This is a genomic window from Stenotrophomonas sp. 05N37 (assembly GCF_056397365.1).
In genome coordinates this window covers 172,398-198,586 of sequence record NZ_JBFTNG010000001.1, presented here as the reverse complement: position 1 = coordinate 198,586, position 26,189 = coordinate 172,398, and the positions used below count along the sequence as shown (strand labels likewise).

The following is a 26,189-nucleotide window of genomic DNA, read 5'->3' as shown; positions in this document are numbered from 1 at the left end:
CGCATGCACACCGTCCCGTTGGATTTCCGCGTTGCCACCGTCGCCGATACCGAGCTGCTGATCGGCCTGATGCGCGCGTTCTATGCCGAAGACAAGCTCGACTTCGACAACGATCGGGTGCGCCGCGCGCTCGCCGCGTTGCTGGAAGAACCGCGCAATGGCGAAGTGCTGTTGTGGTTGGCCGAAGATGGCCACGTGGTCGGCTATGCCGCGTTGGCGATGGGCTTCAGCCTGGAGCAGGGCGGTCATTTCGCGCTGCTCGACGAACTGTATCTGCAGCATGACGCGCGCGGCCGCGGCCGCGGCAAGCAGGCGCTGGCGATCCTCGAACAGCGCGCCAACGCGCGCGGCGTGGCGCGCATGCGGCTGGAAGTGAACCATCACAACGAGCTGGCGCGGCGGCTCTACCTGGCCACTGGCTACGTCGACGATACCCGCGACCTGCTGACCCTGCCGCTGGCCGAGCGGCTGAAGGACGCGCGCGCATGATCGCCGCCCTGCGCCAGCGTGCCGCGCTCAATGCGCTGATCCGTGGCTTCTTCGCCGAGCGCGACGTGCTGGAAGTGGAAACCCCGATCCTGTCGGCGGCCGGCAACACCGAGCCGAACATCGACAGCTTCCAGACCCGCTTCAGCGGCCACGTGGACGCCGGCACCGCGCAGCGTTGGCTGCGCACCTCGCCCGAGTACCCGCTCAAGCGCCTGCTGGCCGCGGGCGTGGGCGACTGCTACGAGCTGGGCCGGGTATTCCGCAACGGCGAAGCCGGCGGCCGCCACAATCCCGAGTTCACCATGCTGGAGTGGTACCGCGTGGGTTGGGACCACCACCGGCTCATCGAGGAAACCGTCGCGCTGGTGCATGCCGCGCTCGGCCTGGTGCAGCGCACCGCGCGCGTGCACGTCATCGACTACCGCAGCCTGTACCGACAGCACGCCGGCGTGGATCCGTTCGAGGCCAGCCTGGCGCAGCTGCAGGCCCCGCTGGCCGACGTGCGCATCGATGCGGACGGGCTGACCCGCGATGACTGGCTGGACCTGCTGATGACCCACTGCATCCAACCGCATTTCGATGACGACTGCATGACGGTGGTGCACGACTGGCCGGCCAGCCAGGCAGCGCTGGCGCGGGTGCGGCCGGGCACGCCGCCGTTGGCTGAACGATTCGAGCTGTACCTGGGGGCGGTGGAGCTGGCCAACGGCTACCACGAGCTGAACGATGCAGCTGAACAACGTGCGCGCTTCGAACGCGACCACGCCACCCGCCGTCGCCGTGGCGACGTGCTGCCGCCGCTGGACGAGCACCTGCTCGCCGCGCTGCCCTCGCTGCCGGCCTGTGCCGGGGTGGCGGTGGGCGTGGACCGCCTGCTGATGGCGATGAACCGCACCGGTCGGATTGCTGACGTGCTGGCGATCGAGTTCGCGCGGGCCTGAACGGTTTTGCCGGCCGTTTGCGCCGGTTTTCGACGCATGGGTGTCTTGCGCGCCCTGCATGATGATGCTCTGATCACACCGGATGTCCGAAGGTGGTCATGTGATCGTTCTGGTGCGGCGGGGACTGTGTTGATGAAGCTGTTGGATGTAGCCGACCTGCCGTCGTGGAACGCGCCGCGTTGGACGTGGACGTGGTGGACGCTGGTGCTGTGCAGTACGGCGTTGCCGCTGCACGCAAGCGCGGCCGAGACCGGCTATGCCGGCCAGGTGGTGCGCTGCGAATCGCGTGACATGGAGTGGGTGCACTGCGACATGCCGGTGGCCAATGGCGTCGACCTGGTCCGCCAGTTGTCCGGCAACAGCTGCGTGCGTGGCACCGAATGGGGGACCGACCGTTCCGGGGTATGGGTGACGCTGGGCTGTCGCGGCGAGTTCCGCAGCCGCGTTGCCGCCGGTGCCGGTCAGGCGCGCAACGTGCGCCGCGTCCTGCGCTGCGAATCCAACGGCCGCCCGCAGAACTGCCCCGTGGTGCTGCAGGGCGCCCCCGTGCGGCTGCTACGGCAGTTGTCCTCGATGCCGTGCCGCGAAGGCCATAGCTGGGGCGTGCGCCGCAATGAAGTGTGGGTGACGCGTGGCTGCCAGGGTGATTTCGAGATCGGCGCCGCCGACGGCACCGGCTTCCTGGACATGCCGCGCACGCTGGTCTGCGAATCCAAGTCGCGCCAGCGCCGCTTCTGCGGGGCCACCATCAGCAAGGGCGTGCGCCTGTCCAGGCAGCTCTCCGGCAGCGCCTGCGAGGAAGGCCGCGGCTGGGGCTGGGATGCGCGCGGGGTTTGGGTGGACAACGGCTGCCGGGCCGAGTTCCAGGTCAACTGAGCCCGGATATGGCGGCGCGCACGCGCGCCGCTACAATGGGCGGATGAACGCATCCACCGACATCGACTACGCCCGCTACGACCATATCCGCCCGATCCTGTGGACCGGCGATTCCCTGCAACTGCTCGACCAGCGCAAGCTGCCGTTCGTGGTGGAACACGTGGAATGCCGTGACAGCGATGCCGTGGCCGAGGCCATCCATGCGCTGACCGTGCGCGGCGCGCCGGCGATCGGCATTGCCGCCGCCTGGGGCGTGGTGCTGGCCGCCGGTACGGTGCAGGCCGATGACGGTGCCCAGGCGCTGGCCAGGCTGGAGCCGGCGTTGCAGCGGCTGAATGCCTCGCGCCCGACCGCGGTCAACCTGGCGTGGGCGCTGGCGCGGATGCGCCGCGCCCTGGCCGCGGCCGGCGCCGACTGGCAGCAGGTACTGGCCAATGAAGCCCAGGCCATCGCCGACGAAGACCTGGCCGCCAACCGCCACATGGGCGCGCTGGGCGCCGGCCTGATCGAGGCCGGCAGCGGCGTGTTGACCCACTGCAACACCGGCTCGCTGGCCACTGCCGGGTTCGGTACCGCGCTGGGCGTGATCCGCGCCGGCATGGCCCAGCACCGCATCGCCAAGGTCTTCGCCGGCGAGACCCGGCCGTGGCTGCAGGGTGCGCGCCTGACCGTGTGGGAGCTGCAGCAGGACGGCATCGACGCCACCCTGATCGCCGACTCGGCCGCCTCGCACCTGATGAAGACCGGGGCGGTGCAGTGGGTGATCGTCGGTGCGGACCGCATCTGCGCCAATGGCGATACCGCCAACAAGATCGGCACCTACCAGCTGGCCATCGCCGCCCGCCACCACGGGGTCAGGTTCATGGTGGTGGCCCCGTCCTCCACGGTGGACATGGACACTGCCGACGGCGAGCAGATCGAGATCGAGCAGCGCGATCCGGGTGAGCTGTACGGGGTAGGGGGCACGCGCACCGTGGCCGAGGGCATCGCCGCCTGGAACCCGGTGTTCGACGTCACCCCGGGCAGCCTGATCGATGCGATCGTGACCGAGCGTGGGGTCATCCTGAACCCGACGGTGGCCAACATGCAGGCCGCCTTCGGCTGAGCGGCAGCGTGGCCGGGGTGCGGACCCCGGCGCGAATGGCGGGCGGTGTAACGGGAAGCGGCCACCGGCCAGCGCCGCGCGCGAAGGCCGGCTGCGGCGGCGCCCCGCACCCCCTTGGCTGCGCGGACCGGCTGCCGCTGCGGCCAACGCCCGGGCAGTGCCGGCCGGTCGCCGGCAGGCGGGCGCGCAACGCCCCGTAAGTTCCTGATTCTTGCCGGTAAAACCCCTGTAAAAGCAGGCGGAAAACGGCCCGTTGTGGTAGACTCCAACGGTTAATCGAGATTCCGACGCGGCCGCCCCGAAAGGGCTGGCGCGGCGGACTGGACCGCACCCAGACAACGGAACCCGAATGGCAGAAACCGCCAAGGAAATCATCCAGGTCAACCTGGAAGACGAGATGCGCAAGAGTTACCTCGATTACGCGATGAGCGTGATCGTGGGCCGCGCACTCCCGGATGCGCGCGATGGCCTCAAGCCGGTGCATCGTCGCGTGCTGTTTGCGATGAGTGAACTCAACGCGCACGCCAACAAGCCTTACTTCAAGTCGGCGCGTATCGTCGGTGACGTCATCGGTAAGTACCACCCGCATGGCGATCAGTCGGTGTACGACACCCTGGTGCGCCTGGCGCAGCCGTTCTCGCTGCGCTACATGCTGGTCGATGGCCAGGGTAACTTCGGTTCGGTCGACGGCGACTCCGCCGCGGCAATGCGTTACACCGAAGCGCGCATGTCCAAGCTCACCCATGAGCTGATGGCCGACCTGGACAAGGAAACCGTCGATTTCCAGCCCAACTACGACGAAAAGGAACTGGAGCCGACGGTCATGCCGACCCGGTTCCCGAACCTGCTGGTCAATGGTTCGGCCGGTATCGCGGTGGGCATGGCCACCAATATCCCGCCGCACAATCTGACCGAATCGATCAACGCCTGCATCGCGCTGATCGACAATCCCGAGATCGACGTCGACGGCCTGATGGAGTACATCCCGGGCCCGGACTTCCCGACCGCGGGCATCATCAACGGTACCGCCGGCATCGTCGCCGGCTACCGGACCGGGCGTGGCCGGGTGCGCATCCGCGCCAAGGCGGAGATCGAAGTGGCCGACAACGGCCGCGAGTCGATCATCGTCACCGAGATCCCGTACCAGGTGAACAAGGCCCGGTTGATCGAGAAGATCGCCGAGCTGGTCAAGGAAAAGAAGCTCGAAGGCATCAGCGAACTGCGCGATGAGTCCGACAAGGACGGCATGCGCATCTTCATCGAGATCAAGCGCGGCGAGTCGGCGGAAGTTGTGTTGAACAACCTCTACCAGCAGACCCAGATGGAGTCGGTGTTCGGCATCAACATGGTGGCGCTGGTCGATGGCCGCCCGCAGTTGATGAACCTCAAGCAGATGCTCGAGGCCTTCGTGCGCCACCGCCGCGAAGTGGTCACCCGTCGCACCGTGTTCGAGCTGCGCAAGGCGCGCGCCCGTGCGCACGTGCTGGAAGGCCTGACCGTCGCGCTGGCCAACATCGACGAGATGATCGAGCTGATCAAGACCTCGCCCAACCCCACCGAGGCCCGCGAACGCATGCTCGCGCGCCTGTGGGAGCCGGGCCTGGTCGGGTCGATGCTGGGCGCTGCGGGCGCGGAAACCTCGCGTCCGGAGGACCTGCCCAAGGGCGTGGGCCTGATCACCGGCGGCTACCAGCTGACCGAGATCCAGGCCACCCAGATCCTGGAAATGCGCCTGCACCGCCTGACCGGGCTGGAGCAGGACCGCCTGACCGAAGAGTACAAGCAGCTGCTGGAAACCATCGCCGGGCTGATCCACATCCTGGAAGATCCGGACCGCCTGCTGCAGGTGATCCGCGAAGAGCTGATCAACGTGCGCACCGAGTTCGGCGACGAGCGCCGCACCGAGATCCGCCACAGCGAAGAAGACCTGGACATCCTCGACCTGATCGCCCCGGAAGACGTGGTGGTCACCCTGTCGCACGCCGGTTACGTCAAGCGCCAGCCGGTCAGCGCCTACCGCGCACAGCGCCGCGGCGGTCGTGGCCGCAGCGCCGCGTCGACCAAGGAAGAGGATTTCATCGAGCAGTTGTGGCTGGTCAACACCCACGACACGCTGCTGACCTTCACCAGCGCCGGCAAGGTGTTCTGGCTGCCGGTGCACCAGTTGCCCGAAGCCGGTTCCAACGCCCGTGGCCGCCCCATCATCAACTGGATTCCGCTGGAACCCGGTGAGCGGGTGCAGGCGGTGTTGCCGGTGCGCGAGTACGCCGAACGCCAGTTCGTGTTCTTCGCCACCCGCAACGGCACGGTCAAGAAGACCCCGCTCAGCGAGTTCGCCTTCCGCCTGGCGCGCGGCAAGATCGCGATCAACCTCGACGAGGGCGATGCGCTGGTCGGCGTCGGCCTGACCGATGGCGACCGCGACATCCTGCTGTTCGCCTCCAACGGCAAGACCGTGCGCTTCGGCGAGGACAAGGTCCGCTCGATGGGCCGCACCGCCACCGGCGTGCGCGGCATCAAGATGGCCAAGGGCGAGGAAGTGGTCAGCCTGATCGTGGCCGAGAGTGCCGGCGGCAACGAGGACGAGAACGAGGATGACGGCAACGTCGAAGAAGTCGCGATCGAAAACGGCGACGCCGTGATCGAGGTCGGTGACGACGACAACATGCTGTACATCCTGACCGCCACCGAGAACGGCTACGGCAAGCGCACCCCGCTGCCGGACTACCCGCGCAAGGGCCGTGGCACGCAGGGCGTGATCGGCATCCAGACCACCGAGCGCAACGGCAAGCTGGTGAGCGCGGTGCTGATGGGCGCGGCCGACGAAGTGCTGTTGATCTCCGATGGCGGCACGCTGGTGCGCACCCGCGGTTCGGAAATCAGCCGCGTGGGTCGTAATACCCAGGGCGTCACCCTGATCCGCCTGTCCAAGGACGAGAAGCTCCAGGCCGTCGAGCGCATGGATGCCTCGATCGAAGACGAAGAACTGGCGGTGGATGCGGTGCCGCCTGTCGAAGGCAGCGTCGAGATCGCACCGGTCGCCGGTGACGAGACCCCGCAGGGCTGATCGCAGCGCCTTGCGGAACCACGACAACGCCGGCCTCGTGCCGGCGTTGTCGTTTCCGCGCCGGGTGCGGCCGCGACGCACCTTGCCGATCGTGGCGGCCGGGCGAAAGAACGCATGCACTTCACGGGCACGGTGGGATAACGGCACCCGAACCAGCGGACGTTTGCGTCCGCGATGGCCTTCCCCCTGCAGTCGGAGCCGCTCCGGCTGTGCCGCCAGGAGCGCACGATGTCCGCCTCACCCCACGCCGTCCCCCCCGATTCCTCATCCGCCGTGCGACGCCCGCGCCACGGCCTGGTCACCGTCTTGTCGCTCGTGCTGGTGCTGCTCGGCCTGGTGCTGGGCGGGCTGGGCGCGTGGCTGGCCACCCTCGGTGGCTCCTGGTACTACCTGCTCGCCGGTATCGGGCTGCTGGTGTCCGGCGTGCTGCTGTGGGGCAACCGGCGTGCCGGTGCGCTGTGGTTCGGCGCGGTGTTCGTGGGCACGCTGCTGTGGACCGCGTGGGAGTCGGGCAGCGACTACTGGCGTTGGGTGCCGCGGCTTGGACTGATCGTCGGCATCGGCTTCGTGCTCGCGTTGCTGCTGCCCACGCTGGACCGGCCGTTCACCCGGCGGCTCTCGCGCAGCCTGGCCGGCGTGCTGGCGGCGGTGTTCGTGGCGGCGTTCGTGCTGGCCTTCGTGCCGCACGGCATCACCGCGGCCAACGGTGACTTCCCCGAGCCGATGACCAGTGCCGGGCTAGCGCCCACCGCCGATGCGCCATTGCAGCCGGCCGACAAGCCGGCCGACGGCGATTGGGCCGCCTACGGGCGCAACAACGCCGCCACCCGTTTCTCGCCGCTGCAGCAGATCACCCCGGACAACGTCGGCGCGCTCGAACAGGCCTGGCTGTTCCGCACCGGCGACCTGCCCGAGAAGCGCTGGGGCGCGGAGACCACGCCGCTCAAGGTGGGCGACGCGCTGTACCTGTGCACCGCGCGCAACCAGTTGGTGGCGCTCAATGCCGCCGACGGCACCGAGCGCTGGCGCTTCGACCCGAAGATCAAGGACAAGTCGATTCCGTACACGGCGGCCTGCCGTGGCGTGTCGTACTACGAAGTGCCGGCCATCGCGCAGCAGGCCGCCGATGCGGACGTTGCCGCCGACCTGGCCAATGCCGCGCCGGGCGTGCCGGTGCTCACCCAGCTGCCGCGCAGCGCCTGCGCGGCGCGCATCATCGAAGGCACCCTGGATGGCCGCCTGATCGCGGTGGATGCCGCCACCGGCAAGCCGTGCGCCGGCTTCGGCAACAACGGGCAGGTCGACATCACCCTGGGCATGGGCGACAGCCCGGCCGGCTACGTGTCCATCACCTCGCCGCCGGCGATCGTGCAGGGCGTGGTCGTCACCGGCCACCAGGTGCTCGACGGCCAGCGTCGCGATGCGCCGTCCGGGGTGATCCAGGCCTATGACGCGGTGACCGGCAAGCTGCGCTGGGCCTGGGACATGGACCAGCCGGAACTGACCGGCCTGCCGGCGCAGGGCAAGACCTACACCCGTGGCACCCCCAACATGTGGACCACCGCCACCGGCGATGACCAGCTTGGCCTGGTCTACCTGCCGATGGGCAATTCGGCGGGCGACTACTGGAGTGGCTCGCGCACCGAGAACCAGAACAAGTACGCCACCTCGCTGGTGGCCATCGACGTCAACACCGGCAAGCCGGCCTGGCATTTCCAGGCGGTGCGCAAGGACGTGTGGGACTACGACATGGGTTCGCAGGCCACGCTGGTCGATTACCCCACCGCCGCGGGCAAGGTGCCGGCGATCCTGCTGCCGACCAAGCAGGGCGACATGTATGTGCTCGACCGCCGCACCGGCCAGCTGCTGACGCCGGCCGAGGAGCGCAAAGTGCCCGCCGGTGGCGTGGAGCCCGGGCAGCGCTCGCCCACCCAGCTGTTCTCGCTGTACCACACGCTGCGCAAGCCGGACCTCACCGAGCGCGACATGTGGGGCATCACCCCGATCGACCAGTTGGTCTGCCGCATCCAGTTCCGCAAGGCCAGCTACGAAGGGTTCTACACCCCGCCCACCGCCGACCGCCATTCCATCGAGTATCCCGGCTACAACGGCGGCTCGGACTGGGGCAGCGTGTCGGTGGATCCGCGCCGTGGCGTGATCGTGGCCAACTACAACGACATGCCCAACTACAACCTGCTGGTGCCGCGCGCCAAGGCCGACAAGCTGGGATGGGTGCCGCGCGAGGACGTGCGCGCCGACAAGGGCGGTGCCGAAGGCGCGGGCGACCCGCAGGTGGGCACGCCGTATGCGATCGACGTCAACGCCGGCTGGCGCCTGCCGTTCACCAAGCTGCTGTGCAAGCAGCCGCCGTACGGTGGCATCCGCGCGGTCGACCTGCGCACCGGCAAGACGCTGTGGGACCGCCCGTTCGGCAGTGCGCGCGGCAACGGCCCGTTCGGCATCCGCTCGGGCCTGCCGATCGAGATCGGCACGCCCAACAACGGCGGCTCGGTGGTCACCGCCAGCGGCCTGATCTTCATCGCCGCGGCTACTGACGACCTGCTGCGCGCGATCGACCTGAAGACCGGTAAGGAGCTGTGGCACGCCAAGCTGCCGGCCGGCGGCCAGGCCAACCCGATGATCTACGCGTTCGGCGGGCGCCAGTACGTGGTGATCATGGCCGGCGGCCATCACTTCATGGAAACCCCCGCGGGCGATTACGTGATTGCCTACGCGTTGCCGAAGTAAGCGGCGTCGGGTGGGCGCATCGATTACGATGCGCCCACCTCCCGCACCTCACCAGCACCCATGAGCACGACCCGCGCCGCGCACCTGGTATCGCTCTCGTTGTGCGGCGTGCTCGCGCTGACCGGTCACGCCGCCGCCGGCACCCAGGACGCGGCGCTGGCGGAGTGGGAGGCGCATGGCCGCGGCGACGGGCTGGCGCGGCCCGATACCCAGTGCCAGGACTTCCTGCTGGCCCTGGGCCGCAAACCGGCCACCATCGAGTACCTGGGCTGCGAGCAGGACGACGCCTCCTACCTGCAACCGATGACCGCGCGCTACCGGGTGAGCGGGGCGTCCGCGGTCGCGGTGGAGGCCTACCTGCACCAGACCTTCGGCATGCCCATGTTGACCTATGTCTGCTGCGGCTGGAGCAGCGGTGCGCCGTATGCATGGCGTGCGGGCCCCGATGCAGTGGGCTACGACATCGGCATGGGGGTGGAGACCGTGCGTTATCCGCGCGAGCAGTGGGCGCGGATTCCCGGTTTCGAGATCCGCGTGGGCGTGGTGAGGCGCAGTCCCTAGGACCGGGGCGCAGGTTGCAGGTACTCTTGGGCCTCCGGTTCACTGGCACACAAGGAAGACCATGCACCTGTCCCTGTTGCGCACCACCGTGGTGGCGCTTGTCCTGGCCCTCAGTCCCGCCGCCCTCGCTGCCGAGGGGGCGCCCCTGGAACTGACGCCCGCCGAAGGGCTCACTTACTGGACGCCGGCGCCGGGTACGTTCACGCCCAGGACGATGGCCGACCCCGAGCGCGTTGCGTTCGCCGACGAAGTCACCCTGGCCTACACGATCACCGCGCGCGGTCGTACCACCAACGTGCAGGTGATCGACGCCACGCCCGCGGGCGCGCACACCGGCTGGGCGGTCAGCGCGATCAAGGCCATGCGTTTCGAGCCGACCGCGCGCAATGCGGCGCGTACGCCGATCCGCAGCCAGATCACCAGTCGTTGGGATGGGCCGGCCCCGAAGTAGGGCCCACCGCCGGCGTCAGCGCGGGACCCGCACCATGCGGTTGAGCAGATGCTCCACCACGCCTGCAGGCTCGGCGGTCCGGCCCACGTGCGTGCTGGACATCTGCACCACCGAACTGCGCTTGGCGGTGAGGAAGTGGAAGCGGGCACGTGCCGGCAGCTGCGCGATCGGGCCCGCGTCGGCATCGCCGCGGCAGATCGCCACGATCGCATCCAGCCACGGCTGCAGCGCGCCCAGGTCCAGCGCCGGCGCGAAGGCATGCAGGCGCGCCGGATCGATGTCGATGGCCGCTTCCAGGTGCCTGGCCCCGGGACACGACACGATCACCCCGACGTTGATGAACTCCTCGCGTTCGACGCGGGGCACCACGCGGATCACCGCGTAGTCATACGTGTGCAGCGTGGGCACGGACGGCCTCCTGGACGAAGACGGCACGCACCTGCAGGCGGCGCTTGAGATAGGTCACATAGGCCTGGCGATACGCCGCCGGGCTGTCGAAATACGGCTCATCCACCAGCCAGCTGTCCGGCACCAGGCCGACGATGCGTTCGATCTCGGCATCGGTGAGCAGGGCCGCCAGCGCGGCATCGGCCTCGGCGATCTTCGTGGCGAACGGCAGCAGCACATGGTCGCGGATCAGCACGAAGGGCTTCTCGCAGGCATCCCCGGCGTTGGCCCAGTCGTGGTGGAAGTACATCGCCGCGCCGTGGTCGATCAGGTACAGCGTGCGGTGCCACACCATCAGGTTGGGGTTGCGCGCGGTGCGGTCCACGTTGCTGGTGAGCGCATCGAACCACACGATCCGCGAGGCCAGGTCGGCGTCCACCGGCATCGCCGCCGGGTCGTAGTTGATTGCCCCCGGCAGGTAGTCGCTGCCCAGGTTGAGCCCCTCGCTGGCACGGATCAGGTCCTGGATCTCCGGGTCGGGCTCGGTGCGGGCGAACTCACGGTCCAGTTCCACAAACACGATCTCCGGGATCGGCAGCCCCACGCTGCGCGCCATTTCCCCGGCGATCAGCTCGGCGATCAGCGCCTTGGGGCCTTGCCCGGCCCCACGGAACTTGAGCACGACCATGCCATCGTCGTCGGTCTCGACCACGGCGGGCAGGGAGCCGCCTTCGCGGAGGGGGGTGATGTAGCGCAGGGCGTGCACAGTTCGCATGGCGGCATTCTAGCGTGTGGCATCCATGGCCGAAGCACGGGAAGACGCCGTGCTGCGCATGATGCGGGTCGCTGGCGGGGGCATGCCGTGGTTGTGTACTCGCCGAGCCGAGCCGAGCCGGGGCGAGCCGAGCCGAGCCGAGCCGTGGCGGTCGGGCATGCGTGATGGGCTTCCCGGAGCCGCTCCATGGACGACCTCGCGTTGCCGCCAGCGGCGCGCTGCCGGTTGGACGCGCTCGGCGCGAGTCGGTGTCCTGAGGTCTGCGCCGTCGCCTGAAAGGGCGTCGAAATGTGATGAGTTTCTCGTTGAATATGAGTGCTCGTCAGTGAAATTTGGGCGAATCCGATGTGCTTCGTGTTAATTGGGTGAAATATCGATCGCCCCGGGTTTTGCGTGTTACAAGAGGGCGCCAGGCAAGCCTTGCCTGGTATTCGATGTTGGGACCACGACGAAACTAAGGAGTCATACCATGGCTAATCTTGTTCGCGCCTTGCAGGTTTCCCTCAATCTGCGTTCGCACAGTCCGACCCAGAGCATCCGTTCGAAGTACATCTACTGGATCATTTTCTAAGCGCAGCGGTTTTCGCGTGTTTTCATGAACCTCCAGGGGTGGTCGACGGCCACCCCTGGCTTCGGAGGGCATATGGCGGATCGCAGCGCAGGCACGGAAGTCATTTCGATCGATGATCTGCTGGAACGGGTCCGCCAGGAAGGCCCGGTGCTCAATTTCCAGAATGATGTGGTGGGTATTTTCGACCCGGCCCTGGCGGTGAAAGTCGACAAGGCGAACACCGACCAGCACACGGTGCCGGATTCGCTGATCGATTATCTCGGGCTGCGTGGATCCGCGCCGCCGGTGGCGTGGCGCGAGGTGCGCGCGCTGCTCAGCGAGCAGGGCGGTCGCCTGGCTGCACCCGAGCAGATGCGTGCGCTGTATCTGCGCATGCACGCCTTCCTGTCCCGGCGCTGTGGTGCGGTCCAGGACCTGAGCGAGCTCAGCTGGTGGGCGATCTCCGAGCCGCTGCTGCCCTTGCTGATCGATGGCATGGATGCGCGCGATACCGATGCGCTGATCGGCGAGCAGAAGACCCGCTACAGTGGCATCGTGCTGCAGGATTTCGGCTTCTTCCGCCGCCTGCTGAATCTCCACCTGTCGCGCAAGGCGGCGCGCACGGTGGTGCGCCATATCAAACGGCGCGTGCGCGATACCGACGTGCATGACGATTTCCTGCAGTCGCTGCTGCCCCTGGTCGGCCGTATCGGCGTGGATCGCGTGGCCTACCTCATTTCGACCGTGCTGGCCGGTATGTCCGGGCTGCCCGGGATCACCGCCGCGAGCCTGCTGTATGCACTGCACCGCTTCCCCGAGTGGCAGCAACGGATCCGCGCCGAGACCAGCGCACTCAGCCTCGAGTCGCTGTACACGCTGCCGATGCGCGAGCTGCCGTGTACGTCGCGTTTCATCAAGGAGACGATCCGGGTGTGGCCGGGGCTGTTCGCGCTGCGGCGCCCCGCCTGGCACGACATCGAGGCCGAAGGCGTGTCCATCAGGAAGGGCGCGGCCTACGAGCTGTCCTCGTACTACCAGCATCATTCCCCCGAATTCTGGGATCAGCCCGACGTGTTCGATCCGGACCGCTGGCTGCCATCGCGCCGGCAGCCCAACAAGGGTGCCTACGTGCCCTTCGGGTTTTCCTCGCGCGCGTGTATCGGCAGTGCGGTCGGGCACGCGCAGCTGGTGCTGTTCTGTGCGTTGATCACCCGTGACTTTGACATCCAGGTCCAGGCCGAGCCCGCCCCGTGGATGAAACTGGAGGGGTTTGCCATTCCAATCGATTTCAAGGGCGTGGTGACGCCGCGCGCGCGTGCTGGCTGACGGCACGCACGACGCATGCCGCTGGCGGACGCTGGGCCGCCTTGGCGGGTGGGCGGGCATCGTGCGCTGCGTCTTGACCGGCCCACGGGTGGGGTCTAGAAGGCAGGGGTCAACCCCGGTTCGCAGTGGAGGTCGTATGAAGAACGTCATTGCCGCATCGCTCGCGCTGTTGCTGCTGCAGGCCTCCTCGACATTTGCCGCGCCCCCGACGGTTTCACCGCTGGCAGGGCGCTGGACGCTAGATGTGGCAACGTTGCCGATGCCTGCGGAGGCGCGACCGCAGAGCGTCACTCTGGAGTTCGCGGAAGTGCCCGGCGGCAAATGGTCCTCCCGGGTCGCCATCGTCGAGCACAGCGGCAATCGGCTGGACGCTGCCTCCACGATGCTGCTGGATGGCACGCCCGCCCCGGCCACCGGCACCTATCCGGTGGACCGCGTAGCGGCAAAAATGCCGGCGCCCGGGGTACTGGTGGTGCAGTTCATCTACCAGAACATTCCGCGCTCCACCCGCGTGTACACCGTGAGCGCCGACGGCAAGGTCCTGACCGAAACCGAGGCCTATTTCCGGGACGGCCAGCCAGTGCTGCGAACGGCACATTTCGATCGCGCCAGGCAATGATGGCCCCCCAGCCGTAGCGGCCTGACGGTCTCCGCTTCGGGCGGATTGGCAAGCGGTGGCGGGCATGCCATCTTGCCGGCCACACAGGCGCGGGGCGAGACGATGGGGAAGGGATATGCGTATCTGGCGCTGACGGTCATCGGTGCGCTGATGCTGTGGGCGACCGGTCAGTTCGACGAAGTGGCCGGTGGCACCAACGTGAGAGCGCGCGAGGCGTACTGGCAGGAGCAGGTGGACGATGCCGCGCTGCGGGGGCAATCCCGTGCGGCGGTGGACGCATTCGCGGCCACCCACCACCTGGTGCTTCAGTGCGAGAACACCGCTGTTGCCTCGCACCTCACCGAGTGCCTGGTGGACGATCCGCAGGCCAAAGGCGGTACCGCCACGCACCCGGTGACCCTGCAACTGGCGTTCATGTTCCAGGGCGACACCTTGCACACGTTTGCCGCCAGCCCGCGATCGCTGGAGTAGCGGGTCCCCGAGCAGTGCGTCACTGCATCCTAAGCGCGAGTACGCAGGAGCGGGGCAATCTTTCGGATGATGCGGCGTTCGGTTCACGGATGGAATCCATCGCAACTGAGAAGCCAGGTCGGTGAGGCCGCTCGTGTATTACTCGTCCATGCTCTCCGTGGACGGTCTCTCGCTTGACGCCGGCGGCCTCCAGTTCGGAGGCGACGTAGTCAACGTCGTTACTGCAGATCGGTGTCGCAGACGTGTCTTTGCGTGGACTGCCATCCAGGAACTCGACAGCCAGCCGCGCCCGTGACTCGCCCGCATTTCTCAGTACCAGTGCAAAGCCCCACTGTGAGGTGAGGCTAGCGCTGAAGCCGGATGTTCCCGAGCCGAATGGTCTTGCCGGTTTGTTTCATGGCTGTCGAAAGCTGCGCGGTCGTCATCGCGCTGATCGATTTCGTCGTCCTGATCAGTTCAGCAGGCGCGTCACCCACTGCTCGGGAGTGAAAGCGCCTGACGGTGCATCTTGAGCAGAAAGCGGTGCCGGATGCGTTCGCGTGTGATCAGCGGGCGAAGACGCCGCTGTACTCGCACAGGCACAGAAGGCGGATACACAGAGGGCAACCGTCCAAGGCCGCGAAAACATGTACCCCAACATGAGCGATCCTTGCGTGATGGACGCTGACCGCAGGGCCGGCCGGGTGAAGCGCAGGTTAAGCCGAAACGCACGCGCGCAATAGCGCGCGCAACTGGTCTAGGATGTCCGTGAACATCGCGGAGGTGCACGCATGAACGACACAGCGACTCACGCAATGCCGCCCTTGGATGGCCCCAAGGCCGAGCAGATGATCGGCAAGGTGGTACTGGTCGGTGTTACCCGCTACGGCGGCGATGGCCAGGTGCAGGGACTGCAGCAATATGCTGGCAGGGTGCTGCGGATCAGTTTCGACGAAGGCGTGGTGCTGGCCGACGATGTCGACGGGCACGAGCGTTATCTGCCGCCGATGCTGGACAACTACGTGGCCGCCGAGCCGGGTGAGTACCGGATGCTTTCCACGGGGGCCACGGTGGTCGATCCGGACTATGTGGTGACCTGGGACCTGCACGCGCGGCAGTAACGGGGCCGGGGGACCCGACGCCGTCGAGGGGCTGCCTTTGCGGCGTCGGGCGGCTAGCACTTCCGGCCCATCCCCGAGTGCGCCGGTGGTGCTAGATTCGGCGGATGCCCGTTCGCGGGTAACCACCACCACACAGGGGACAGGAATGCTCATCCGTCGTACCTCGCTGGCCGCGGCCGTCGCCGTTGCCACCCTCGGCCTGCTGGCCGCCGCGCCGGCCTTCGCCGGCTATGACAAGCCGCCGGAACACCTGCTCAAGGTGCTCAAGGCACCGCCGCCGCCCGTGCCCAGCCTGGACCCCAGCGGCCAGCGCCTGCTGCTGACCACCGCGCAGACCTATCCGTCGATCGAGCGCGTCGCCCAGCCGTACCTCAAGCTGGCCGGCGTGCGCCTGGAGCCGAAGAACCGCAGCCGCCACGATACCCAGGGTGGCTATGGGATCCCGGCCTGCGTGGCCGATTTCACCCTGGTGGATGTGGGCACCGCCAAGCACACCAAGGTGGTGCTGCCGCAGGGCTGCGCGGGTGCGGCGCAATGGTCGGCGGACGGCCAGCGCTTCGCGTTCCAGAACGCGGTGGATACCGCGGTGCAGCTGTGGGTGGGCGATGCGGTGACCGGGCAGGTCAAGCAGATTCCCAACGTACAGCTCAACCCGATCTTCGGCGGCACGGTGCAGTGGCTGGGCGGTGGCCAGCAGCTGCTGGTGAAGCTGGTGCCGCCCAACCAGGGCCCGGCACCGTCCAGTGGCACCGGCGCGGGCGGCCCGGACGTGCAGGAGTCGCTGGGCAGCAGCGGCGAGAGCAGCACCTACGAGGCACGCGATACGCTTACCAGCGCGCACGATGAGCAGCTGTTCGCCTATTACGGCGCCTCGCAGCTGGCGGTGGTGGATGTCGCCGCCGGCAGCGTGCGCACGGTCGGCGCGCCGGCCCTGTACGACGGGGTCAACGCCGCGCCCGATGGCGTGCACGTGCTGACGGAAACCTTGAAGGCACCGTTCTCGCATGCGGTGACGTACCAGCGGTTCGCCAATGACGTGGCGGTACTCGACCTGGGCACCGGCCGCAGTACGCCGATCGCCAGCCTGCCGTTGGCCGACCGCGTGCCGGTGCATGGCGTGCCGGAAGGCCCGCGCGAGTTCGACTGGCGCTCCACCGACCCGGCCACGCTGGTCTACGCCGAAGCGCTGGACAAGGGCGACTGGAAGGTAACGGTGCCGCATCGCGACCGCGTGCTGTCGCTGAAGGCGCCGTTCACCGGCAAGCCGCAGGAAATCGCCCGTACTGCGCAGCGCTTCGAAGGCATCGCCTGGAGCGCCGATCCGGCGGTGTCGTTCCTGTTCGAGAACGACGAGAACCGGCATTGGCGCCAGACCCGCATCGTGGATGTGGACCAGCCGAACAAGGAAGGCCGCCTGCTGTGGGACCTGTCCAGCGACGAGCAGTACGCCGACCCGGGCAACCTGGTGTTCAAGCGCCTGCCCAATGGGGCCCCGGTGGTGCGCCAGGACGGCGCGTTCGTGTTCCTGCGCGGGCAGGGTGCCTCGCCGCAAGGTGATCGCCCGTTCCTGGACCGCCTGGACCTGGGCTCGCTGAAGACCGAGCGCCTGTTCCGCAGCGGTGCCGATGCGTATGAGCAGGTGCTGGGCCTGACCGCCACGCCCGGCCGCTACCTGACCTGGCACCAGTCGGTGATGGACCCGCCGAACGCCTTCGTGCGCCAGCAGGGCGAGCGCGCAACGGCGGCGAAGGACGGTGAGGCGCAGTACGCCTCCACCGCCACCGCCCTGACCCGGCTCACCGACCCGACCCCGGAAGTGCGCCAGATCCAGAAGCGGCTGGTGACCTACAAGCGTGCCGATGGGGTTGACCTGTCCTTTACCCTGTACACCCCGCCGGGCTACAAGGAAGGCCAGCGCGTGCCGGCGATCCTGTACGCCTATCCGGCCGATTTCGCCAACGCCGCGCAGGCCGGGCAGGTCTCCGGGTCGCAGCAGACCTTCACCCGCCTGGCGCCGTACCGGCTGATGCTGCTGGCCGGCTACGCGATCATCGACAACGCCTCGTTCCCGATCGTGGGCGATCCGAAGAACGCCTACGACACCTACCTGGAACAGCTGGAAGCCGACGCCAAGGCGGCGGTGGACAAGGCGGTCGACCTGGGCGTGGTGGACCGCAACCGGATCGGCGTGACCGGGCACAGCCACGGTGGCCTGATGACCGCCAACCTGATCGCGCACACCACCCTGTTCAAGGCCGGCGTGGCCACCAGCGGGTCGTACAACAAGACCTTCACTCCGTTCGGCTTCCAGAACGAGCGTCGCTCGGTGTGGCAGGCACAGGACGTGTACCTGAAGGCTTCGCCGTTCTTCTACGCCGACAAGATCAAGCTGCCGCTGCTGCTGGTCCACGGTGAGGATGACGCCAACCCGGGCACCGAGCCGTTCCAGTCGCGCAAGCTGTACCAGGCGATCCGTGGCAACGGCGGCACCACCCGCCTGGTGATGCTGCCCAACGAGCCGCATTGGTACACCGCGCTGGAATCCAACGAGCAACTGGTCTACGAAATGCTCAACTGGTTCGACACCTACGTGAAGAACGCCCGCTGACGTAGCGCGTGGGTCGACGGTCCCGCTGCACCCGATCGGCCGCCCCGCAATGGGCGGCCGATTTTCATTCGTCTGGACGCCGCCGCGCGTGGCAGGCAGAGTGCTGCTGGAAAAACGGTGCTGGGGTGCACCGGAGGGAGAGGGCGGATGGATCGAATCGCACGACGAATGCGGGCACGCTTGCGCTGGCTGCTGGCCCTCGGCGCGCTGCTGTGCGCGCCGGCATGGGGCGGAGCGCAGCAGGCCGATGCGGCTTCCCAGCCAATGCCAGAACCCGGCGCGCGGCCGCGCACCTGCCTGGTCCTCGGTGGTGGCGGTGCGCGTGGCGCGGCACATATCGGCGTGCTCAAGGTGCTGGAGCGCGAGCACGTGCCGATCGACTGCATCGTCGGCACCTCGATGGGCGCGGTGGTGGGCGGGCTGTACGCCTCCGGCTACAGCGCCGACGAGATCGAGCTGGTGCTCGATCGGATCGACTGGGCCGAGGTGCTGCACGACAAGCCGCCGCGCAACGAGCGCAGCATGCGCCGCAAGGAGGATGACCTGCGCCTGCTGGGCGGCGTGGAGGTGGGCCTGAGCAATGGCAGGATCGCGTTTCCGCGCGGGCTGATCCAGGGCCAGAAGCTGGAGATGCTGCTGCGCCGGCTGCTGCTGCCCACCTGGCAGGTCCGCGATTTCGACCGGTTGCCGATCCCGTTCCGCGCGGTTGCCACCGATATCGTCAACGGCGACAAAGTGGTGTTTGCCGAGGGCGACCTGGCGCTGGCGATCCGCGCCAGCATGTCGGTACCGGGCGTGTTCGCACCGGTGCGCTACCAGGATCGCCTGTTGGTCGATGGCGGCGTGGTGGACAACGTGCCCATCGACGAAGCGCGACGCCTGGGTGCCCAGCGCCTGATCGTTTCGCGGGTGGGCACGCCGCTGATGACCGAGGCGCAACTGGACTCGCCCCTGGCGATCAGCCACCAGATGGCCAGCGTGCTGATGCAGCGCGAGGTGCTGGCGCAGTTGGCCACGCTGGGGCCGCAGGACCTGCTGATCACGCCGCCGCTGGGCGACATGGGCAGCCAGGATTTCAACCGCTCGCCACAGGCTGTGGGCATTGGCGAGCAGGCCGCGCAGGCCAGCGTGGTGGATGTCCGTCGCTACCAGGTGGACGCGGAACGCTATGCCGCCTTCCAGCATCGCCACCGGCCGCCGGCTTACGCGGCACCGATTGTGGCCTTCGTGGAGGTGCTGCAGGGCGACACCCGCACGGCGCGGTATCTCCAGCAGCGCATGCAGCCGCAGATCGGCCAGCCGTTGGCGCCGGAGAAGGTGGAGCAGCAGGTGGCCACCGCCTATGGCGAGGGCCGCTATGAGCAGGTGCAGTGGCGGCTGGACGAGCGCGAGGGGCGCCAGGGCCTGGTGCTGGCGCCACAGGACAAGCGCTGGGGGCCGGATTTCCTGCACTTCGCGTTGCGCCTGTCCGATGATTTCGACGGCAGCAGCAACTACCAGCTGATCAGCGAGCTGACCCGTACCGGCTTGAGCGAGCAGGGCGCCGAGCTCAAGCTGCGGGTCGGGCTGGGCGAGGTGGAGGAGGCATTCGCCGAGTATTACCGCCCCTTCGGCCGCAGTGGCCGGCATGCGCTGTCGACCTATGCCAAGTACCGCGCCACCGACCTCGACCTGGCCTTGATGGGGGGCGGGGCGCTGGCCGAGTTTCGTTACAGCCAGTGGCTGGGGGGCCTGCGCTGGGCGTATTCGCCGCACCCGGACTGGGAGTTCGCCGCCTTCCTCGAGCGTGGGCAGGAGCGCCTGCGCCTGGATGTGGGCAATCCCACCGAACTGGGCAACTACCGCGCCGACATGGGCAGCGTTGGCTGGCAGGTGCGCCACGATTCCATCGACAGTTCCGCCTTTCCCAGCCGCGGCCAGCGCCTGTCGCTGACCCGCCAGCACTACCTGGACAGCCTGGGCACCGATGATTCGGCGGCCGTTACCCGGCTGCAATGGGACGGAGCGTGGTCGCACGGCCGCAACCGCTGGCTGGGCGGCGCGCGCGCATCGTCGGCACACGGAGGCGACGATCTGCTGGCTACCTATGGTTTCCTCGGCGGGCTGGGCAACCTTTCCGGCTATCCGGAAGAGGCGATTTTCGCGCCACAGACCGCGCTGGCGCGGGTGGTGTATTACCGCCGGGTGGCCCACGCCGACTCGCTGCTGACCATCCCGCTGTATGTCGGCGGCAGCCTGGAATGGGGCGGTTTCTGGCGCAGTCGCAACCAGGTGGACATCGACGGCATGCAAACCGCCGGCAGCGTCTTCGTCGGCGCCGACACCTTCCTGGGCCCGGTGTTCCTGGGTTATGGACGTGCCCAGGGTGGGCACGATGCGTTCTATCTCACCTTCGGCTCGCTGCTGCGCACGCTGGACGGGTTCTGAGCGCGGCCGCCGGCATCAGCCCAGCGGCAACGGCTCGTAGGCGCGGGCGATGCGGTCGTGCAGGGCGCGTACCGCTTCGGCCTTGGCATCCACCCGGCGCTCGTCGCCGAAGGCGCGCAGGAACAGGCAGGCCGCATGACCCTGCGCCTTGTGTTCGTAGTCGGCGATCCATTGCAGGCGACCGGGCAGGAACGCCTGCTCGGCCGACCACGCCGCCACTGGCGGACGGATGCGCCGGCGCATGCCGATGCGCCACGGTTTGGGCGTGAGCCGCGCGCGGAAGCAATGCTGCACCCGGCACATGCGGGCATAGAGTTTGTCGGTCTGCAGGGCATCGAACAGGCCCTGCACGGCAGGGTCGTGCGCGGAGAAGGTGGCGTGCATCGCCAGCAGGCGCAGCCCGGCCGGCGTGCGGTAGGCGCGCAGGTGCCAGCCTGGATGCTGCCGGGTGAAGTCCTCCACCCGGGCCAGCGCGCGCGCCTCCAGTTGCGCGTCGCGGTGGTTGGCGCGCTTGAAGGCCAGCACCACCGCATTCACCGCCACCAGCACTGCGCTGCCCAGGGCCAGGCCGGCCATCCAGTTCCAGACGTTGCCGGCCGCGATCGCGACCCCGGCCCAGAGCACGCAGGCCAGCAGCGTGGGAATGACGCAGCCGGCCGGGCCCGGGCGGTGGTCGATGTCGGCGAAGAGCACGTCCGGGGTGTTCAGGCACAGCGCGCCGTAGCTGTTGCGGGTGATGACGACGTCGCCCTGGCGCTCGACGATCTGCTCGCGGATCGGGACGCCTTCCACGCCGTACCTGGTGCGGCGTTCCTGATGCGGTAGCGGCTGCCCGGCGGCGATGGCATGCAGCGCCTCCAGCGCGCGCGCGTCGGCATGGGCCTGCGCGGCGGCGACGCTGTCGTCGGACCAGCCGAAGCGGCGCACGATCAGCCGCCTGCGGTTGTACCGCACTTCATGCCGGGCCTCTGCCCAGTACTCGGGAACGATCATGACGGTCCTTGTCGCGGAGAAGAAACTGCGCCGAAGTCTGCCACGTCGGACACGCCCGCGGCACATCCGCGGCGGTCGGCGGGGCTTGCTGGATTCCCTGGCACCCATGCAAGAATGCCGGTCGGCAACCAGGAGGGCCGCCGATGCTGCACGCCAACGTGGTGGTATTCGATTTCGATCTGACCCTGACCCGCTGGGAGACAGCGGCGCGCTTCTTCAAGGCGGCCTTGCGGGCACAACCGTGGCGGATGGCGGTGGTCGTGCTGGCCGCGCCGGTGCTGTTGCCGCTGCTGGCGCTGCGTCGCACCCGACGGCTGCCGGTGCGGTTCGCGGTATGGATGGCGACCTTCGGCCGCAGCGGGACGCAACTGGACCGGTTGGCGCAGGCGCATGCGGACGCGGTGTTCGCGGCGGGCGAGGCGGTGTTCATCGAGGACGCGGTGGCGTGCCTGCGCACTCACCTGGCCAACGGCGACCGCGTGGTCATCGCGACCGGCTGCTGGGAGCCATTGGCACGCGCGCTGCTGGCGCGCGGTGGCCTGGCCGAGGTGCCGCTGGTGGCCTCCACGTTGCGCCCGTGGCTGGGCGGCTGGGTGAGCGACCAGCATTGCCTGGGCCCCAACAAGATCCCGCTGCTGACCGCGCGCGGCTACCCGCCACCGTGGGCGATGGCCTATACCGACCACCACGCCGACCTGCCGTTGCTGCGCAACAGCGCGCAGTGGCGACTGGTGAGCCCGAAGCCCGGGTGCGTGCGTCGCATCGAGCAGGCACTGCAGGTGCGTGCGCCGATACTGCCGTGGCGTGGCCAGGCGGCCGCACGCTGACGCTTGCATCGGGCCGGCGCGTCAGCCGATGATGCGGCAGGGAAACGACGACCCGCGCCGACCATGCCGGCGGTGCCGCGGCGATCGAGGGCAAGGATGTGGCCAAGCTGCGTGTCATCACCCGCGACAACGGCGCTGGATTGAGCCGCGATCTGGCGATCGTGGCCGACGTGCTGCGGGCCGGTCACCAGGTTGCCGCAGTGGGCCTGGGGCGCCATCGCTGGCGTAACCACGTGTACCAGTGGTGGACGCGCGCCGCCTGCCGGGTGCGCGGCCGCTTCGACGTGCAGGTATCGCTGGAGCGCATCTATGCACCCACCCTGGGCTGCGCCGCGCGCAACCTGCTGATCCCCAACCCGGAGTGGTTCGCGCCCGACTGGGTTGCCTTGCTGCCGCGGTTCGAACGGGTGCTGTGCAAGACCCGGCATGCCGAAACCCTGTTCGCACAGCTGGGCTGCGCGACGCTGTATACGGGCTTCACCTGTGCGGACCGCTTCGATCCCGCGGTGCCGCGCGTGCCCGCGTTCTTCCACCTCGCCGGGCGCAGCACGGCCAAGGGCACGGCGGTGCTGCTGGACACCTGGGCACGCCACCCGGAGTGGCCGCCATTGACGGTCGTGCAGCGCCACCGGCATGCCCGCGCCGCAGCGGTCGCATCCAACATCGTGCTGCATCCCGGGTATCTCGACGATGCCGTCCTGCGCAGCCTGCAGAATGCGCACCGCTTCCACATCTGCCCGTCCGAGGCGGAAGGCTATGGGCATTCGATCGCCGAGGCGATGAGCGTCGGCGCGGTGGTGCTGACCACCGACGCGGCACCGATGAACGAGCTGGTCGACGCCGACTGTGGCGTGTTGCTCGCCTGCACGCCGGGGGCGCCGATGGGGCTGACCCAGCGCCATCGCGTGGAGGCCGCGGCGATCGAAGCCGGCGTGGCGCGCGTGCTGCAGCTGAGCGAGGGGCAATGCAGTGCGCTGGGGCAGGCGGCCCGCGCCCGCTTCCTGGAACGCGACGCCGCGTTCCGTGAACGCCTGGGTACGGTGCTCTACGAACCGCCACGCCTGCCCACCGATGCCCAGGCGGACACAGCGCTGCCAACCGCTGCCAGCGTCCTTTCCTGACCTGCGCATGCCGGCCGCGTTGATGCCCACTGCCGTCCCGCCGCCGCACGCGTCCCGGCGCTGGGTGATGCTCGCCTCGGAGGCGTACGCGCTGCCGATCCTGCGCCCGTTGGCGGCGTGCGCGCAGGCACGCGGTCACCAGGTGCTGTGGCTGGCACCGGACGCGGTGGCCGCGCGCCTGCAACCGGGCGAGCAGCGGATTGGCAGTGGCTGGCAGTTGCGCGCGTTCAAGCCGCACGCGGTGTTTGCCACCGTGAACCGGATCCCGCCGTTCTTCCCCGGCCTGCAGGTGCAGCTGTTCCACGGATTGAACCTGCACAAGCGCGACCCGGCGCAGGGCCAGTTCCGCATGCTGGGTCTGTTCGACCTGTACTGCTCGCACGGACCGGCCACCACCGCACCACTGCGGCAGTTGGCAGCCCAGCGCCGGGACTTCGGGGTGGTCGAGACAGGGTGGCCGAAACTGGATGCGCTGTTCGCTGCGCCCGGCACGCAGGTGCAGGCACTGCTCGCGGCGGCAGGCGGGCGGCCGCGGGTGATGTACGCCTCCACGTTCAATGCGCCCTTGAGCCAGGCGAGCCGATGCCTGCCGGTGCTGGAGGCGCTCATCGCGCGCGGCGACCGGTATTGGCTGCTGACCCTGCACCCGATGTCGCCCCCCGCGGTGCGCGAGCGCTACCGCGCGCTGGCCGGCCCGAATGCGTGCTATCTGGAGGCCGAGCACGTGGTGGCCATGATGCAGGCCGCCGACGTGCTGGTCTGCGACACCTCCTCGGTGGTGGAAGAATTCATCCTGCTCGACAAGCCGGTGGTGACCGTCTGCCACCGCCAACCACAGCCGTGCATGCACGACGTGCGCTCGCCGGACGAGATCGATGCAGCGATCGACGCGGCATTGGCAATGCCCGGGGCAGCGGCACAGGCGCGGCGCGCGTATGCGATGCAGATCCACCCCGCAACCGACGCGCGGGCGGCCGAGCGCGTGCTGGCCGCGGTCGAACAGCGCCTCTGCAGCGGCGATGCGGGGTTACGTCGGCGCGCCAGACGGCCGTTCCGACGCTGGTGGCGATCCTGGACCCTGTGGCGCGCCCTGCTGCCCGGCAAGCGCACCACGACCCCATGCTAGGCTGGTGGTGATCCCCGTCGGAGTGTCCCGGATGCCTTCATTGCCGCATGCCCTGGTCGCCGTCGCGACGCTGTCGCTGCTGATCCCCGCGGCATACGCCGACGGCCCGGCGGTCAACCCGCTGTTGCGCACGCCGGTGCAGGACCTGACCCCCGCGCAGGTGGACGGCATGCAGCAGCGCCTGCTGGACTGGCCCCAATTGCAGCGCTACCGCGCCGAGAATGCCGCGCTGCCCGCCGCCGCGCCAGGCCAGCCACGCGTAGTGTTTTTCGGCGACTCCATCACCGAAGGTTGGGGCCGCACCGGCAGTGCGTCGTTCTTCCCGGGCAAGGGATACGTGAACCGCGGCATCAGCGGCCAGACCACCGCGCAGATGCTGCTGCGGTTCCGCCAGGACGTGGTGGCGCTGCAACCCGCGGTGGTGGTGATCCTGGCCGGGACCAATGACATCGCGGGCAATACCGGCCCGAGCACGCAGGCGATGATCGAAGACAACCTGCGGTCGATGGTGGAACTGGCCAGGGCGCATGGCATCGCGGTGGTACTGGCCTCGGTGCTGCCGGTCAGTGACTACCCCTGGCAGCCGGGCGTGCAGCCGGCGCCGAAGGTGCGCGCGCTCAACGCGGCGCTGCGGCAGTACGCCGATGCGCAGGGCCTGGTCTGCCTGGACTACTACGGCGCGCTGGCCAACGGCGATGGTGGCCTGGATGCGGCATTGGCCGCCGACGGCGTGCATCCCACCGCGGCTGGCTATGCGCGCATGGCGCCCCTGGCCGAGGCCGCCGTGGCCCGGGCGCTGCACGCACGGCGGCGCTGATGCGGTAGATTCCCGGGGAGCCGGGCGGCGCTGTGTCGCCGGGCAGGGAGCAACGAGGACAAGGGAATGCACGAACGACTGCAGGCGCGCCTGGCCGGCGTGGGGAGGGGCGTGTTGACGGCCCTGGCCATGACCATGACCGCTGCGAACGCGGGGAGCCCGCAGGCCGAGGCCGCGCCGATCACGCGCGCGGCGGTGCAGGGCACCACGCTGGCCGGCTGGACGGAACAGTGGTGGCGGTGGGCGGCGGCGCGGCCGATTGCGCCGTACATGGACCCCGACGGCCGCCTGTGCGACATGGACCAGCACGGGCCGGTGTGGTTCCTGGCGGGCACCAACGGTCGTTTCCAGCCGCGTCGCGAGTGCGTGGTTCCCGAAGGCAAGCACCTGCTGCTGCCGATCATCAACATGGTGATCTTCGCGTCGCCCGGGCGGCGTGAGTGCACGGCGCTGCAGGCGCGTGCGGCGGTCAACAACGAGCACCTGCTCAGCGCGGTGGTCCTCCTGGATGGGCAGCCGCTGGGCGACATGCGGGCGCATCGGGTGTCCAGCAACGGCTGTTTCCGCCTCGATCCGGAGGACGACACCTCGGCGCTGGCCGCAGCCGACGGCTACTGGCTGATGCTCACGCCATTGCCGCGCGGCCGCCACACCCTCAGCGTGGGCGCGAACTACGGCGCGCCCGACGGCAAGGCCTACAGCACGATGAAGCAGACCTTCGAGTACGTGCTGCACGTGGGCGGCAGGAGCCAGATGGTGCAGGTCGAGCGGGTGCAGCCGGTGCGCGCGGCACCGTGACGCGAG

General features: G+C 68.7%; 22 protein-coding genes. 19 read left to right on the top strand and 3 right to left on the bottom strand.

Annotation, left to right across the window (positions count from 1 at the left end):
• The first annotated feature begins 3 nt into the window (after positions 1-3).
• The 8 genes from AC1DGC_RS00915 (at position 4) to AC1DGC_RS00880 (ending at position 10,238) form a co-directional block, all read left to right on the top strand.
• Positions 4-489 (top strand): GNAT family N-acetyltransferase, encoded by a 486-nt coding sequence (locus AC1DGC_RS00915; protein WP_259203186.1) that lies wholly within the window; start codon positions 4-6, stop codon positions 487-489.
• Entirely contained in the window at positions 486-1,430 is a 945-nt protein-coding gene (gene epmA / locus AC1DGC_RS00910; RefSeq protein ID WP_449335342.1) for an EF-P lysine aminoacylase EpmA, read from the top strand. The genes AC1DGC_RS00915 and epmA overlap by 4 nt, the downstream gene beginning before the upstream one ends.
• 132 nt (positions 1,431-1,562) lie before the next feature.
• Entirely contained in the window at positions 1,563-2,306 is a 744-nt protein-coding gene (locus tag AC1DGC_RS00905; protein WP_259203183.1) for a DUF3011 domain-containing protein, read from the top strand.
• A 43-nt stretch (positions 2,307-2,349) separates the two neighbouring features.
• Entirely contained in the window at positions 2,350-3,411 is a 1,062-nt protein-coding gene (mtnA, locus tag AC1DGC_RS00900; RefSeq protein WP_478047025.1) for an S-methyl-5-thioribose-1-phosphate isomerase, read from the top strand.
• Between the two features lie 349 nt (positions 3,412-3,760).
• Positions 3,761-6,478, top strand: coding sequence for a DNA gyrase subunit A (gene gyrA / locus AC1DGC_RS00895; protein ID WP_394163307.1), 2,718 nt, complete (start codon positions 3,761-3,763; stop codon positions 6,476-6,478).
• A gap of 228 nt (positions 6,479-6,706) precedes the next feature.
• On the top strand, positions 6,707-9,226 hold the full coding sequence (locus tag AC1DGC_RS00890) for a membrane-bound PQQ-dependent dehydrogenase, glucose/quinate/shikimate family (protein ID WP_478047024.1): 2,520 nt from the start codon (positions 6,707-6,709) through the stop codon (positions 9,224-9,226).
• 60 nt (positions 9,227-9,286) lie between these two features.
• Positions 9,287-9,787 carry a DUF4952 domain-containing protein gene (locus AC1DGC_RS00885; RefSeq protein WP_449335339.1) on the top strand — a complete coding sequence of 167 codons (501 nt, stop codon included), beginning with the start codon at positions 9,287-9,289 and terminating at the stop codon, positions 9,785-9,787.
• Positions 9,788-9,848: 61 nt separating this feature from the next.
• Entirely contained in the window at positions 9,849-10,238 is a 390-nt protein-coding gene (locus AC1DGC_RS00880; protein ID WP_259203175.1) for an energy transducer TonB family protein, read from the top strand.
• A 15-nt stretch (positions 10,239-10,253) separates the two neighbouring features.
• Here AC1DGC_RS00880 and AC1DGC_RS00875 read toward each other — a convergent pair whose 3' ends face one another.
• Positions 10,254-10,646: a DUF3037 domain-containing protein gene (locus AC1DGC_RS00875; protein ID WP_394163313.1), complete on the bottom strand. Its 393-nt coding sequence runs from the start codon at positions 10,644-10,646 to the stop codon at positions 10,254-10,256.
• The gene (locus AC1DGC_RS00870; protein ID WP_259203173.1) at positions 10,624-11,400 is read right to left on the bottom strand and encodes a HipA family kinase; all 777 of its coding nucleotides are present in this window, start codon (positions 11,398-11,400) and stop codon (positions 10,624-10,626) included. Before AC1DGC_RS00870 ends, AC1DGC_RS00875 begins: the two co-directional genes overlap by 23 nt.
• A 643-nt stretch (positions 11,401-12,043) precedes the next feature.
• On the opposite strand from AC1DGC_RS00870, the gene AC1DGC_RS00865 reads away from it, so the two are divergent.
• The 6 genes from AC1DGC_RS00865 to AC1DGC_RS00840 all read left to right on the top strand — a co-directional run bounded on the left by AC1DGC_RS00865 (position 12,044) and on the right by AC1DGC_RS00840 (position 20,501).
• Positions 12,044-13,276, top strand: a complete 1,233-nt coding sequence (locus AC1DGC_RS00865; protein WP_394163315.1) for a cytochrome P450 — start codon at positions 12,044-12,046, stop codon at positions 13,274-13,276.
• A gap of 136 nt (positions 13,277-13,412) precedes the next feature.
• Positions 13,413-13,895, top strand: a complete 483-nt coding sequence (locus tag AC1DGC_RS00860; protein ID WP_259203170.1) for a LuxR family transcriptional regulator — start codon at positions 13,413-13,415, stop codon at positions 13,893-13,895.
• 102 nt (positions 13,896-13,997) lie between these two features.
• Positions 13,998-14,366: a hypothetical protein gene (locus tag AC1DGC_RS00855; RefSeq protein ID WP_478047023.1), complete on the top strand. Its 369-nt coding sequence runs from the start codon at positions 13,998-14,000 to the stop codon at positions 14,364-14,366.
• Between the two features lie 794 nt (positions 14,367-15,160).
• Positions 15,161-15,466 carry a hypothetical protein gene (locus tag AC1DGC_RS00850; RefSeq protein ID WP_394163602.1) on the top strand — a complete coding sequence of 102 codons (306 nt, stop codon included), beginning with the start codon at positions 15,161-15,163 and terminating at the stop codon, positions 15,464-15,466.
• A 145-nt stretch (positions 15,467-15,611) separates the two neighbouring features.
• Positions 15,612-18,074: a S9 family peptidase gene (locus AC1DGC_RS00845; protein WP_449335335.1), complete on the top strand. Its 2,463-nt coding sequence runs from the start codon at positions 15,612-15,614 to the stop codon at positions 18,072-18,074.
• A 168-nt stretch (positions 18,075-18,242) separates the two neighbouring features.
• Positions 18,243-20,501: a patatin-like phospholipase family protein gene (locus AC1DGC_RS00840; RefSeq protein ID WP_478047022.1), complete on the top strand. Its 2,259-nt coding sequence runs from the start codon at positions 18,243-18,245 to the stop codon at positions 20,499-20,501.
• 15 nt (positions 20,502-20,516) lie between these two features.
• On the opposite strand, the gene AC1DGC_RS00835 is transcribed toward AC1DGC_RS00840, so the two are convergent.
• The gene (locus AC1DGC_RS00835; protein WP_394163326.1) at positions 20,517-21,494 is read right to left on the bottom strand and encodes a hypothetical protein; all 978 of its coding nucleotides are present in this window, start codon (positions 21,492-21,494) and stop codon (positions 20,517-20,519) included.
• 143 nt (positions 21,495-21,637) lie between these two features.
• On the opposite strand from AC1DGC_RS00835, the gene AC1DGC_RS00830 reads away from it, so the two are divergent.
• The 5 genes from AC1DGC_RS00830 (at position 21,638) to AC1DGC_RS00810 (ending at position 26,183) form a co-directional block, all read left to right on the top strand.
• Positions 21,638-22,321, top strand: a complete 684-nt coding sequence (locus tag AC1DGC_RS00830; protein ID WP_478047021.1) for an HAD family hydrolase — start codon at positions 21,638-21,640, stop codon at positions 22,319-22,321.
• Positions 22,322-22,419: 98 nt separating this feature from the next.
• On the top strand, positions 22,420-23,442 hold the full coding sequence (locus tag AC1DGC_RS00825) for a glycosyltransferase (protein WP_478047020.1): 1,023 nt from the start codon (positions 22,420-22,422) through the stop codon (positions 23,440-23,442).
• Positions 23,443-23,464: 22 nt separating this feature from the next.
• Positions 23,465-24,568 carry a CDP-glycerol glycerophosphotransferase family protein gene (locus AC1DGC_RS00820; RefSeq protein WP_478047019.1) on the top strand — a complete coding sequence of 368 codons (1,104 nt, stop codon included), beginning with the start codon at positions 23,465-23,467 and terminating at the stop codon, positions 24,566-24,568.
• Positions 24,569-24,599: 31 nt separating this feature from the next.
• Positions 24,600-25,385 (top strand): SGNH/GDSL hydrolase family protein, encoded by a 786-nt coding sequence (locus AC1DGC_RS00815; protein ID WP_478047018.1) that lies wholly within the window; start codon positions 24,600-24,602, stop codon positions 25,383-25,385.
• A 66-nt stretch (positions 25,386-25,451) separates the two neighbouring features.
• Positions 25,452-26,183, top strand: a complete 732-nt coding sequence (locus tag AC1DGC_RS00810; RefSeq protein WP_478047017.1) for a hypothetical protein — start codon at positions 25,452-25,454, stop codon at positions 26,181-26,183.
• The last annotated feature ends 6 nt before the right edge of the window (positions 26,184-26,189 follow it).